14 protein-coding genes and 1 other RNA gene are annotated in these 12,434 nt (G+C 51.9%); 6 read left to right on the top strand and 9 right to left on the bottom strand.

Translation table 11 applies throughout. The features are described from left to right. Position 1: 1 nt before the first annotated feature. Positions 2 to 1,213 (bottom strand): acetyl-CoA C-acetyltransferase, encoded by a 1,212-nt coding sequence (locus tag ACJJI7_RS04995; RefSeq protein ID WP_444902523.1) that lies wholly within the window; start codon positions 1,211 to 1,213, stop codon positions 2 to 4. A gap of 384 nt (positions 1,214 to 1,597) precedes the next feature. Here ACJJI7_RS04995 and ACJJI7_RS04990 point away from each other — a divergent pair, with 384 nt between their 5' ends. Continuing rightward, positions 1,598 to 2,842: an OmpA family protein gene (locus ACJJI7_RS04990; protein WP_444902524.1), complete on the top strand. Its 1,245-nt coding sequence runs from the start codon at positions 1,598 to 1,600 to the stop codon at positions 2,840 to 2,842. 130 nt (positions 2,843 to 2,972) lie between these two features. Here the strand turns inward: ACJJI7_RS04990 and ACJJI7_RS04985 are convergent, their stop codons facing one another. Then, positions 2,973 to 4,007, bottom strand: coding sequence for an AraC family transcriptional regulator (locus ACJJI7_RS04985; protein ID WP_245556709.1), 1,035 nt, complete (start codon positions 4,005 to 4,007; stop codon positions 2,973 to 2,975). Between the two features lie 398 nt (positions 4,008 to 4,405). On the opposite strand from ACJJI7_RS04985, the gene ACJJI7_RS04980 reads away from it, so the two are divergent. Then, positions 4,406 to 4,723 (top strand): helix-turn-helix domain-containing protein, encoded by a 318-nt coding sequence (locus ACJJI7_RS04980; RefSeq protein WP_444902525.1) that lies wholly within the window; start codon positions 4,406 to 4,408, stop codon positions 4,721 to 4,723. A gap of 32 nt (positions 4,724 to 4,755) precedes the next feature. Here ACJJI7_RS04980 and ACJJI7_RS04975 read toward each other — a convergent pair whose 3' ends face one another. The 3 genes from ACJJI7_RS04975 to rpiA all read right to left on the bottom strand — a co-directional run bounded on the left by ACJJI7_RS04975 (position 4,756) and on the right by rpiA (position 6,672). Next, complete coding sequence (locus ACJJI7_RS04975) at positions 4,756 to 5,151, bottom strand: DUF4168 domain-containing protein (protein ID WP_020414247.1); 396 nt, start codon at positions 5,149 to 5,151, stop codon at positions 4,756 to 4,758. Between the two features lie 204 nt (positions 5,152 to 5,355). Continuing rightward, a complete protein-coding gene (locus ACJJI7_RS04970; protein WP_020414248.1) occupies positions 5,356 to 5,985 on the bottom strand; it encodes a transglycosylase SLT domain-containing protein in 630 nt (209 codons plus the stop codon). Positions 5,986 to 6,000: 15 nt separating this feature from the next. Then, positions 6,001 to 6,672: a ribose-5-phosphate isomerase RpiA gene (gene rpiA, locus ACJJI7_RS04965; protein WP_020414249.1), complete on the bottom strand. Its 672-nt coding sequence runs from the start codon at positions 6,670 to 6,672 to the stop codon at positions 6,001 to 6,003. A gap of 215 nt (positions 6,673 to 6,887) precedes the next feature. On the opposite strand from rpiA, the gene ilvA reads away from it, so the two are divergent. After that, positions 6,888 to 8,402 carry a threonine ammonia-lyase, biosynthetic gene (gene ilvA, locus ACJJI7_RS04960; protein ID WP_444902526.1) on the top strand — a complete coding sequence of 505 codons (1,515 nt, stop codon included), beginning with the start codon at positions 6,888 to 6,890 and terminating at the stop codon, positions 8,400 to 8,402. A gap of 245 nt (positions 8,403 to 8,647) precedes the next feature. Beyond that, positions 8,648 to 8,785 carry a hypothetical protein gene (locus tag ACJJI7_RS04955; protein ID WP_157533578.1) on the top strand — a complete coding sequence of 46 codons (138 nt, stop codon included), beginning with the start codon at positions 8,648 to 8,650 and terminating at the stop codon, positions 8,783 to 8,785. Between the two features lie 87 nt (positions 8,786 to 8,872). Here the strand turns inward: ACJJI7_RS04955 and ACJJI7_RS04950 are convergent, their stop codons facing one another. From ACJJI7_RS04950 to ACJJI7_RS04935, 4 genes are all read right to left on the bottom strand, one after another. Then, the gene (locus ACJJI7_RS04950; protein WP_020414252.1) at positions 8,873 to 9,451 is read right to left on the bottom strand and encodes a 5-formyltetrahydrofolate cyclo-ligase; all 579 of its coding nucleotides are present in this window, start codon (positions 9,449 to 9,451) and stop codon (positions 8,873 to 8,875) included. A 27-nt stretch (positions 9,452 to 9,478) separates the two neighbouring features. Next, positions 9,479 to 9,659, bottom strand: a non-coding RNA gene (gene ssrS, locus ACJJI7_RS04945) — 6S RNA. An 85-nt stretch (positions 9,660 to 9,744) separates the two neighbouring features. Beyond that, positions 9,745 to 10,083 carry a cell division protein ZapA gene (locus ACJJI7_RS04940; RefSeq protein WP_353375535.1) on the bottom strand — a complete coding sequence of 113 codons (339 nt, stop codon included), beginning with the start codon at positions 10,081 to 10,083 and terminating at the stop codon, positions 9,745 to 9,747. Next, positions 10,083 to 10,286 (bottom strand): TIGR02449 family protein, encoded by a 204-nt coding sequence (locus ACJJI7_RS04935; RefSeq protein WP_020414254.1) that lies wholly within the window; start codon positions 10,284 to 10,286, stop codon positions 10,083 to 10,085. The genes ACJJI7_RS04940 and ACJJI7_RS04935 overlap by 1 nt, the downstream gene beginning before the upstream one ends. Before the next feature lie 74 nt (positions 10,287 to 10,360). Between ACJJI7_RS04935 and ACJJI7_RS04930 the strand changes: the two genes are divergently transcribed. Then, positions 10,361 to 11,047 (top strand): UPF0149 family protein, encoded by a 687-nt coding sequence (locus ACJJI7_RS04930; RefSeq protein ID WP_020414255.1) that lies wholly within the window; start codon positions 10,361 to 10,363, stop codon positions 11,045 to 11,047. Beyond that, on the top strand, positions 11,047 to 12,396 hold the full coding sequence (locus ACJJI7_RS04925; protein ID WP_282952245.1) for an aminopeptidase P N-terminal domain-containing protein: 1,350 nt from the start codon (positions 11,047 to 11,049) through the stop codon (positions 12,394 to 12,396). Before ACJJI7_RS04930 ends, ACJJI7_RS04925 begins: the two co-directional genes overlap by 1 nt. Positions 12,397 to 12,434: the final 38 nt, after the last annotated feature.

The following is a 12,434-nucleotide window of genomic DNA, read 5'->3' as shown; positions in this document are numbered from 1 at the left end:
CTTAAACCCGCTCAATTATGGTTGCTACGCCCATACCACCACCCACGCACAAGGTCACAAGGCCGTAACGCTGCTGCCGCTGTTCCAGTTCGTCCAACACAGTGCCAATCAGCATGGCGCCGGTGGCTCCCAGTGGGTGGCCCATAGCGATAGAGCCGCCATTCACATTGAGCTTTTGTGGATCGATATCCAACTCGTGCTGGAAACGGAGTACTACTGAGGCGAAGGCTTCGTTCACTTCGTAGAGGTCTATATCCTGCGGGGTTAGGCCTGCAGCCTTAAGGGCCTTCCGTGTGGCCGGTGCAGGGCCCGTCAGCATGATGGTGGGTTCGCTGCCAACAACAGCTGCGGAAATGATACGCGCCCGCGGTGTCAGATTCAGATCGCGACCGGCCTGCTCGCTGCCAATCAGGATTGCAGCAGCGCCATCGACGATCCCTGAGGAATTACCGGCAGTGTGTACATGGTGAATTGACTCCACTTGTGGATACCGGGAAATGGCAATGCTGTCGAAGCACAGGTCCCCCATTCCGGCAAAGGATGGGTTTAGGTTTGCCAGGCCCTCAAGGGAAGTGTCGGGCCGCACAAGCTGGTCTCTGTCCAGGATTAGCAGGCCATTTTCATCTAGTACTGGAATGATTGACTTGGCAAAGGCGCCTCTTTCCCAGGCTGCAGCAGCTTTGCGCTGTGATTCGAGGGCAAAGTTATCCACATCCTCGCGGGAAAAACCGCCGAGGGTGGCAATCAGGTCGGCGCCGATACCCTGGGGAGCAAAACTGGTGTCTATAGCGGTTTGAGGGTCCAGGGCCCAGGCGCCGCCGTCACTGCCCATTGGCACTCTGGACATGGATTCCACTCCGCCGGCCACGACCAGGTGCTCCCAACCTGAGCGTACCTTGGCTGCTGCCAAATTGACGGCTTCGGCACCGGATGCACAGAAGCGGTTGAGGGTGACGCCACCAATATCCTGGTTCCATTGAGCGGCGAGAGCGGCCACCTTAGCAATATCTGCACCCTGATCGCCGATTGCTGTGACACAACCCATGACGATGTCATCGACCTTGGCGGTGTCCAATTGGTTGCGACCCTGTAATTCTCGCAGTAAGCCGGAAAGCAGGGTGATGGGTTTGACTTCGTGTAGTGCTCCGCTGGATTTTCCCTTTCCGCGGGGAGTGCGGATTGAATCGTAAATATAGGCTTCTGTTGTGGGCACGGTTCTCGCCTCTTTATTTTTGATTGTGGGTATAACCATAGTTACGTGCAGATTAGGTGCAATGATGAAAGACGACAGGGACGGTGACGCAGATGTCTGCTGTGGTTATCAAGTGAGTGAAGATAATTTTTATTCATTATTCCAAATCAAACTAACCCGGTGACTCGGCTGCCGTACACTCAAATAAGGCGCTCTATTTTTTATTGTTCACCAAAAATTTTTTGGCGGATCAATTTGCTTCGTAAAGAGAAAATACGGGCGCAATCTGGGGGCGCAGGCCTGGTAATTACGCAATAAATATTTGAATGATATTGAATTTTTCGCGTACTGGGACCCGAGAAGGCCATTGGCAGATTGCGCGAATACTGGCAGTGAGGTTTGGCTATGGCAGAAAATCTACTGGAAATAGCAGCGAGCCAGTTGGGTGCTTCGGGCACTGGTGCGCTGGCTTCGGCCCTCAATATTCCGGCAGAGAAAGGCCAAGCGGCACTGGATAGTGGTATCGCGTATTCCCTGGCCGGTATGCTGAATAAAGCCAGCAGCAAAACCGGTATGGGATATTTATTCAATATGATTACCGATAACGAGGCACTGGACCTCTCGACGGTAACAGAGAGTTTTTCTGACAAAGACAAACTCGGTGCCATTTTGCAAACCGGCGCAGGAATGTTGCAAAAGGTTTTTGGTACCAGTACTGAAGAAGTGAAAAAACTGGCTTCATCGACATTGCCGAGTGGCGATGGCAGCCGCCTGCTCCAGTTGGCCCTGCCAATTGTTACATCCTTACTGAATGGCCAAGTAAAGATGCACAAAATGGATGTTTCTGATTTGGCATCTTTCCTGATCGGCCAACGTGAATTTCTCCAGGGCAAAGTCCCCGATGCATTGCTCAAAGCCCTAAATGTTCCCAGCTTTGATCAATTGGGCGCATCACTGATTACTCACGGCCATGCCAAACCACAAGAACCCCGCCCAGAAGCTCTGCATGGTAATGGTGAAAAGCGTAAACCAGTAAGTTTCAGCAGCTGGTTTTTTCCGCTGTTACTTGTATTGGTGGCTCTTTATGCGCTGAATATGTGCATGGATAAGGGAAGGGAGGAGGCGCCTGAGAATCGCCCCTCTTTGACTTCTCAGGAGCAGGCTTTTATGGAATCGCCTTCTGAGCCCGTTGGAGACTCCCCATTAACCGATAGCAATGCCCAGGCGGAACTTGGACCGGATGATTTTGCCAGCAACCTGCGCGACTATTTGAAGAGTTTTGCCCGGGAGCCTGACCGGGAGTTTCCACTCAGGGTTCAATTTGAAGGGGGGACTGCGAAGATTCTCGATCCTTCGGCACCTGATATCAATGCTCTGGCAAAAATAATGCAGGAAAACCCGAACCTGAGCATTGCTATTGAGGGGCATGTAAAGGGTGAGGGTAATGAAATCCAGGAACAGGAGATTTCCCAGGAGCGTGCAGATGTAGTGCGGGAGATACTCTTGCAGAAGGGAATCGCGGCTAACAGAATTACCGCTACCGGTATGGGATCTGCCAAGGAGGTCCCAGAGGATGAAGCTGAGAAGAGAGAACAGAGAAAGATGAGTAATGAGCGTATCAGCGTGCGGGTGGTAACTTTTAGCAACTGAAAATTGATAACAGAGCTTGTGAAAGTCAAAGGAGCAAAAAGCCCCGCTAATTTTGTGGGGCTGTATTTTGGGGCAATTAGTTTTCTGATTTTTGCATTAAGCCAAAGAGAATTTAGTTTTCGGATTTTCTTTAATCATTGCGGAATTTTTCCCGGTAGGCGCCGGGGGCAAGGCCTGTCCACTTTTTAAAGGCGCGGTTGAAGGCGCTGGGCTCGGAAAAGCCAAGTCGCTCAGCAATTTCTGCTACTGCAGTCTCCTGTTGTTTTAACTGGTACACAGCCATATCTCGGCGCACTGAGTCCTTGATGTCCTGCCAGCTATTACCCTCCTCCTTGAGTCTTCGGCGAAGCGTCTGTGGGGATGTATACAGGCGCGCGGCTACATCGTCGAGGGATAGGTTTTCTATGCTGTTTTGTTGTTGCAGCATACGCCTAATGCGGCCGGTGAAGCTGTGGTCAGATTTGTATTGGGTGAGAAGACACTCGGGAGCACGGGACAAGAATTCGGCCAGTTGCTGTTCATCGCGCACCAGTGGCATTTGCAGGTAGCGAGTACTGAATACCAGGCAGGTCTCGGCTTGATTGAAATAATGCCGACAGGGAAACATTTCACTGTAATCTTCGTTGTAATCCGGCTGAGGGAAGGCCAGTAAAACGCGCTCAAGGAGAATGGTGCGATCGATCAACCAGCTAAAGAAGCGCAGCCATATAACTGCGATAGACTCGACAAAAATCTGGTTGGGCAGGTTCTTGTCATTAGTGTGATGGATAATCAAGCGAGCTTCCTCGCCATCCTCCACCAATTTGATATGCAGGTCATCACTGACCATGCTGATAAACCGTCCGGAGCGCAGAAGGGCACGACGCAGGTTTGGACAGCTGATACAGGCATGTCCCATCATGGCGAAGGTGCCAGGCAGCCACGGACGAGCCAGAAAGCCCCCCGATTCGTCATTCAGCAGATCCCATTCCCTGCGTAGCAGGTTGGCCATCTGATCGCGGCTGATGCGGTTATCAGGGTCCTCAAGCAGGGTGGGATCTATACCGCTGTCGTGCAGTATCTGCAAGCAGTCCAATCCTGCTTTGTGGGCACCAACCAGTTGGGCGCGCACGACCGTGGCAGGTATACCCGGGTCCTCGTGGAGTTTGGGGTTTTCAGTTTCCACTCTCTCAGCCCTCAACTTTATTTTGTAAGCTGCATATTTTCGCTCAAGTGCAGGCATGGATTATGCGCAATGCGCGTCAGAAAGTCAGGTTTATCGCCGGTGGGAGTAACAAAGTGATAAGGGAGGTGACCTCTATCGATCAATAGAATGGCGCGAAATGTGCCTGATGCTCTTTTCTAATATTGAAATCTCTGCTGCTAATTACATGTTTTTATTCATTATTTAGGTTTAAACGAAAAATTCCATCCCGTTTCGTTGTAGTGCTTATCGGGTAGCTCGCTGGAAGCGCTTACTTTGGAAAAAGGCCTGCGGCGGGAGAGGATGAGGTCGTCTAATCACTAGACCTCAAGGTCATAGAGGTTAACAATTAAGCTACATGCCAATGAGGGAGTGGCCAAATGCCGTCCGCAACTGTTGAGAGCCAGCTGAATCCGACAATCTGTCGGCGCATGTTGATTGCATACTTAATTGAGCAGATTCCCCGCCCGAATAATCCGGCCCTGGAAGAGGTGACTGGTTGGCCGCGCCGCACAGTGCAGGACATAATCGCCAAGGGGCTGCCTGGTCACGGAACCCGAGTGGAATTCGTCCAGGAGGGAGTGCGCCACAACGATGGCTATTATCTGATGCGAGACTGGGGGTCTTTTGATCGAGCCTGGGTGAAAAGTAATTTGCCGGCCATTTGCCAGGTGTTGGAAATCACCCTGGATGACTAGTGCGGCACATCAGGTTGATGTGCCGCCTGTATTCATTGCTGCGGCTTGGTATGGGTTTGTTGCAGTATCTTATTAACTTTCTCCAACAGTGCCGGGTTGGATTTAATGCTGTTGGCTATTTCCTGGTATTTGCTCTTGGATAAGCCTGTTTTCTCGATTGCCGCAATCATTTTGCCTTGGGCCTCTTTATTAAGAGCCTCGGCTTCCTTGATATCAGCAGCAGCCTTAAGTTTTGGGGCATATTCCCGACTCAGCATGACAATAGAACGGTAGGCGTCGGCAAACTGCTTGAGCTGAGGTTCACTGAAGGATACCTTGGGGGCACTCGTTTTCGGGGCGTTAGCCTGAGGGGACGCGGGTTGTGCAGCGACGAATGGGACAGTGAGCAGCAGGGCAAATAGGGTTAGGAATTTGGCAAAGGGCTTCATTGGGCACTCCAAAGTCGGTGGACGCTTTTGCTTCTCAGAGGGAGCACCCAGCGTCACGTTAGGGCAATGGGCGTTATGTACGGAACTAGGTGAGAGCTTAGTGCTTTCAGCTATGGGACATTAGTTTCAGGGTAGCCAGTTTCGGCGCGGACGTGGCGCCTTTCCCCGCCACTCGCGCGAATTTTTGATCTCGACTGGTTGGACCTAAAAAAGACCGAGGAATTTCTTGCGCCTCTTTAGGGATTGCTCGCAGCTATTAAGTTGTTGCTGATAGCGCTGGGCACGCGCGGAGACCTTATGTGACACCTTCTTGAGCCAGGCCTTATTTTTAAAGCTGCGTCGATTAAAACCACCGTGTCCTTCGTGATAGGCCAGATACAGGTGATAACTGTCTCTGGACTGGATTTGGCAGCGGCGCGCACTCGTGTTGTTATACCAGCCGACAAAGTCTATGGCATCGCCAAAATCATCCCGGTCCGCACCATAACTAAATGTGGAACGTTGATATCCGCGCCAAGTATTTTTCAGTGCTTGAGCATAACCATAGGCATCTGAGGGGCGGGGTCCGGGAATAAAGCCCAGTATCTTGCTGCGCGGTGGGCGCGCATCATGTACGAAGCGCGATTCCTGATGCAGGATTGCCATCATCACTGCAACCGGGGAGCCCCATTCCTCCTCTGCCGCCTTGGCGTCGTCATACCAGCCTTTTTTCTCGCGGAAAATAGAACAGATATTGTCAGGGTTACTGGGTGGGCTAGTGGCGCAGCCCACGCTCAGGACAGTGGCGCCAAGCAGCGCCACCAGAATCCCATTTTTTTTATTATTTTCTTGCATAAATTTACTGCACAGTTAGGCGGTGATGGTTTTGACCCCGGTGCTGGTTCCGAGCAGTAGCAAGTCTGCTGGGCGCTTGGCAAAGATGCCATTGGTAACCACACCGGTAATATTATTGATTGCTTCTTCCAGTGCGACAGGTTGTTCGATCTTTAGATTGTACACATCGAGAATTGCATTGCCGTTATCGGTAATAACCCCCTGGCGGTAAACCGGGTCCCCGCCGAGCTTGACCAGCTCTCGGGCTACCAGGGAGCGCGCCATGGGAATCACCTCCACCGGCAGTGGGAAGTCTCCAAGGATCTTTACAGACTTACTCTCATCGGCGATGCAGATAAACTCATCGGAACAAGCCGCGACAATCTTCTCCCTAGTTAGGGCGGCACCGCCTCCCTTGACTAGTTCCAGTGCCGGATTAGCTTCATCGGCACCGTCTACATAAAATTGGATGCTATCTACACTATTCAGCTCATAGACCGGAATTCCATGAGATTTTAGCCTTTGTGCCGAGGCTTCTGAGCTGGCGACAGTACCGTCGAACTTGCCTTTGATCTCCGCCAGATAGTCGATAAAGAAATTGGCTGTGGAGCCTGTGCCCACTCCGACGATGGAGTCAGCTTCCAGGCGAGGGGAGATATAGTCTATAGCGGCGCGGGCAGTGGCCTGCTTCAGTTCATCCTGGGTCATACTCTGGATAGTTTCCTGTGCAATTATTTATGCTTTATTTTTACCTTTCGACAAAAAAAAGCGCAATAAGGCCAAATTGTTGGCAATTGTGCTGATCAAGACTTAGACTGGCCTGCCGGTGTTGCGCGTGCTGGGAGTGTTTTGCCAGTGCTTACGCTACTAGGCTTTCCTGAGTCGTGCATAGAAATTAATCGCAACGGCAGCCGATACACATCATGCCCAAGTCTTATATCAAGCGCATTTTAGACGCGCGCATTTACGATGTCGCCACCGAGACGCCATTAGAACCGATGCGCCAGCTATCCCACCGCCTGGGTAACCGCATTCTGCTCAAGCGGGAAGACCTGCAGCCAGTATTTTCCTTCAAAATTCGCGGTGCTTATAACAAGTTGTTACAACTGCCCCCTGAGCAACGTGCTCGTGGGGTAATCACGGCATCGGCTGGCAATCATGCTCAGGGATTGGCATTGGGTGCAGCCCAGTTGGGGGTGCGTGCAACGATTGTGATGCCGAAGACCACACCTCTGATCAAAGTTAATGCTGTGAGAATGCGCGGAGCTGAAGTGGTATTACACGGGGATACCTTTGATGAGGCTGCCGCGCGTGCCAGGAAACTAGTGAAGGAACGCGACCTGGTTTTTGTACACCCCTATGACGACCCGGATGTGATCGCTGGCCAGGGAACTGTGGCTATGGAGATGCTGCGCCAATACTCTGGCAACCTTGAAGCTGTATTTATTCCCGTGGGTGGAGGTGGGCTGGCTGCCGGCATGGCTACCTACATCAAGTATGTAAGGCCGGAAACAAAGGTTTATGCGGTGGAGCCTGAAGATGCCGCATGCTTGAAAGTTGCCCTGGAAAGTGGAGAGCGTTTGCGCCTACCCCAAGTAGGGTTGTTTGCTGATGGTGTTGCCGTAGCGCAAATTGGTGAGGAGACATTCCGAGTTCTAAGTGAAACAGTGGATGGTGTGATCACCGTGAGTACCGATGAGATCTGTGCAGCGATTAAAGATATTTTTGAGGATACCCGTTCTATCGCCGAGCCGGCTGGGGCTGTTGGGTTGGCGGGGCTGAAGAGGTTTATTGAACAGATTGATTGCCGCAATTCGGTTCTCGCCACTGTTTGTAGCGGAGCCAACATCAACTTCGATCGGCTGCGTTATATTAGCGAGCGCACAGAAACTGGCGAAAAGCGCGAGGCGGTACTTGCGGTTCGTATTCCCGAAAGCCCAGGCAGCTACCTGAGATTTTGTCGTGACTTAGGTGACAGGGCTATTACCGAGTTTAATTATCGCTATGCAGGAGATGAAGAGGCACATATTTTTGTTGGCCTGCAGGTGGCTACCGATAACGATCGGCGCCAGATGGTCGACAAGCTTAAAGAGGGCGGTTATCGGGTAACTGACCTTACCGAGAATGAGATGGCAAAGTTACATATTCGCCACTTGGTGGGTGGGCGGGTACCTGGATTACACGATGAAGTTGTATACCGCTTTGAATTTCCTGAGCGGCCCGGAGCCTTGCGGAAGTTTCTCGAGCACTTGGCCGGCCGCTGGAATATTACCTTGTTCCACTATCGTAACCATGGTGCTGCGTATGGGCGGGTATTGGTTGGGTTGCAAGTCGAGCCCGAGGCTCGCACAGAACTTTTGGATTTACTTGAGCAGCTGCAATATCCCTTTTGGGATGAAACGGAAAATCCAGCTTACCGCTTTTTCTTGGGTAGCTGAGGTGAAGAGAAACCTTTAATTGGGTTAAGCGTCTCAGAAGTTATTGGGGTGTAGACTGTAATTTCTGCTTTGTCGAACCCCTTTGCGTAAAAATGCGACAAAAAACGCATAAATTATCCAATAAACAGTTACTATCACGCCGATTCTTCAGTATCTTCTTTGATCGTGGAACTTTTGCTATGGCTCAGGTCATATGCGAGGCGAAACGCATATAACAAAAAAATTGATTGTACAGGATGGTCCCAATGAAAGCCGATGCGCTGACAATCGCTGTGGTTGTCTTTGTCGCGGGCGTTCTGCTGAGCACCAGTGGTTTGACCGAGGTATTTGCCTCGGAATCTGAGCCACCGGCTGCTCTGCAACAGGGAGTGGTTACCCGTTAGGCTGATGCCGGGGGGCGCTCTGCCCACGAAACAGCAAAAAAGGCCGAATACTTAAAGTGTTCGGCCTTTTTTGTTTTAACTCCAACATTAACGGCAGCGATAGATACGCTTTTCTGTCACCACCATATCCAAAGGTATATCCCAATTGTCCGTCGGCAATTGCTCCACGCATTGCAGTTGGTGGGCAGCGCCAATCAGCTGTGGCCCGGTACCCGGCAGCAGTAGTTTGTGTTCGAAAGTTCGGTCGTAAAAGCCTGCACCCATACCCAGGCGGGCGCCGCTGGGGTCAAAGGCCACCAACGGTACCAGTACCAAATCCAATAAATTCGGTGCTCGACTGGGGCTGCGTACCGGCTCGGGAATATTAAAGCGATTTCGGAATGACAATGGTTCGCCAGCCCAGCGCCTAAAGCCGAGGTGCGGATGTGGCTCTACAGGCAGTACCGGCAAGTAAAAATACTTATTGGGATAACGCCGTAACAAATGACGAACATCCAGTTCACCATCCATAGGCCAAAACATACCGATATGGCGGGCGCGTTTTATCTGTGGTATTCGGCTCAATAAGGTAATTGCTGCACGACCATGCAAACGCTGCTGATAAGCACTGAGCCCCCGCCGTCCCGCACGCATACGTTGGCGCAGTTGCGTTTTATTTTCACTCATTAGTAGGGGAATGACTGGAGATGAAATAGGAACCCCGAGTGTGCGGCTGTAGACGGAGCCTTGAACCGTAAGGTTCAAGGTGGTGGGATCCGGAGTACATAAGGCTTTCCGCTGCATGGCGGACCTGCGCACCAGCACCCGCTGGAAACCACCGGGGTAAGATTATCGGCTCAAGGACATAGTCTGCTGGCCAACACCCCAGGGTATAGGTTAATTATAACTTGGGCAGGGGGGGGTGTTAACTGGAAATTTAAAGGAAATTGTTGTGCCTGTAATTAGGAAGGCGTATACCTTTATCCTTGCGGTGACTGGGTTTCCCGCTCCGGGTCTATCTCACCTAACGCATTTTGTACTTTGTCCTTTAGGCGGTCGATCATTTCCTCCTGGAGAGGAATACTACTCAATTCCGCTTTGGCCTGGATCAATTCGTGAGCAATATTCAGTGCGGCCATAACGGCGATACGCTCAATGCCAATAACGGTACCCGTTGAGCGGATACGCGCCATGCGCTCGTGCAGAAGGTGCGCGGAAGCCTGCAGGCCTGCGCGCTCGTGGTCTGCACAGGCCACACGGTACTCTTTGCCCAGAATAGATACGGTGACTGTTTCAGATGTTGGTACGGAGTCAGACATCAGGAATCTTGCGTTAGCCCTTTAAGACGATTAATCATAGCTTCGACCCGCGAGCGGGCGGCCTCATTATTTTTTATCAGGCGCTGGCGCTCGCGTAGCCAGTCGGCTTCCTGCCGGCGCAGTTCACGATTGTCTTCGGCCAGCTGTTGGCAGCGGGCGATCAGTGAATCCACAGTGCTTTCTAACGCTTGCAGCTTATCCATATTTCCTGCGTTTGGGGTCGACGTCTGGGTTCGCAACACGACAGACTGCGAGGGATTCCGCTACTATATTGCCGGTGAAAAGGTGGGTCAATCGCTCCACCTGCGCGGGCAATCACAAAATTGTCCTGAAAACACAAGTTCTTTTCCATGCTGCTGCTATTGCACGCATTGAATATATCCCGATCAAGAAAAATTGCACGGTAACTATGACATCAGAAACCAACCGATTTGAGCTTCTTGCTAATGCTATTCTCTCGGCCGGCGGCCAGGCGGATCCCAGTGAACTGCACGGCTTTATCTGTGGCATATTGGCTGCAGGTGCGGAGCCGGACAAAAAACGCTGGCAGCATGAACTGGCGGAACTTCTCGATTTGGAGGCTGTGCCGGCGGATTTAAACAAGGATTTTCTGCAATTAGCGAAAGAGAGCCAAAAGCAGCTCAGTGATACCGACTTTTCTTTCCGACTGGTGCTCTGTGACGATGACGATATTGTCGCGCGTACTCTTGCGCTAGGGCATTGGTGCGAAGGTTTTTTACACGGTTTCGGTATTGGTAGTGCCAAGGGGAAGCTGCTTCCCACCAGCGATGAAGCTCTGAAGGACATTGGTGCAATTTCACAAGTAGATGCCGATCATGTAGAGGAGAGTGAGGAGAACGAACAACAGCTGCTGGAATTACAGGAGTACGTGCGCGTCGCGGTACTCAATATCTTCACCGAAGTGCGCGGCAAGCAATCCGATAGCGGTCCAACTGTACACTAATGTCCAATAGCGGAAAAAAAGCGGTAATCAGCAAGACGGAGTATATCCGTCGTCGCGCCCGTCTGATGGCTGAACTGGCGCCAGACAGCTTGGCGATTGTCTCTTCTGCTGGTGAACAACTGCGATCCCGCGATACTTTCTTCCCCTTCCGCCAGGACAGTGATTTTCTCTACCTGAGTGGGTTTGAAGAGCCTGAAGCCCTGCTGGTTCTGGTGCCGGGACGCACCCAGGGCGAAACCCTGTTGTTTTGTCGTGAGTGCGATGCGGAAAAGGAAATGTGGGATGGGCCGCGGCTTGGCCCGGAACAGGCTGTGCAGCGGCTTGGTTTATCTGATGCTTTTCCGATAGGTGATCTCGATGACATTTTGCCTGGGCTGCTGGAAGGGCGTGAACGTATTTATTTTCCCATGGGACGCTATGCCCACCTCGACCGGCGTATTCGCAGCTATTTGCAAAATATTACCGAGGCTCCAGGCAGCAAGGGTGCCCCGGAGATGGTGGACTTGGATTACCAATTGCGTGAGTTGCGCTTGATTAAGAGCGCGCAGGAACTGCGTCTGATGGCGCAAGCGGCAGAAATCAGTGCTACAGCACACCGCCGAGCCATGGCACGCTGCCAGCCAGGCCTCTATGAATATCAACTGGAGGCGACCCTGCTGCATTCCTTTGTCGATGCTGGTGCAAGAGAGACGGCCTACCCAACCATTGTCGGCAGTGGTCGCAATGCCTTGGTTATGCATTATTGCAGCAACCAGGCAAAGATGAGTGATGGCGATCTGGTGTTAGTGGACGCTGGCTGTGAGTACCGCGGTTACGTGGCGGATATCACGAGAACTTATCCGGTGAATGGCCGTTTTAATGGCGCACAAAAAGCACTGTATGAAATTGTTTTGTCCGCGCAGCTGGCTGCCATCGAGCGGGTACAGGCCGGCAACCATTGGGATGAGCCTCATATAGCTAGCGTTGAGGTAATTACTCAGGGGTTGGTAGATCTGGGGCTGTTGCAAGGCGACTTAGTGAGTTTGATTGAAGCAGGTGCTTACCAGCGCTTTTATATGCACCGGGTAGGCCACTGGTTGGGAATGGATGTACACGATGTCGGAGACTACCGGGTACATGGCGCCTGGCGCCAGTTGGAGCCCGGCATGGTGATGACCATCGAGCCGGGTATTTATGTGCCCTTGAACGACAAGAGCGTTGCAACAGAGTTTCGGGGAATTGGTATTCGCATTGAAGATGACGTGGCCCTAACTGGCGAAGGGGTGGAAGTCCTATCCGCCGCAGCGCCAAAGTCTGTAGAAGAGATCGAATATGCAATGCGTCATGGGCGGGATTTACTGACCCGCTAAAAATAGCACTAAGAGTTTGCGGCTTACGGGCCCTTTAC

The sequence above is a fragment of the Microbulbifer variabilis genome (assembly GCF_056232115.1).
Note: the sequence above shows the minus strand (reverse complement) of the source record. Positions and strands in the feature narration are given on the sequence as shown.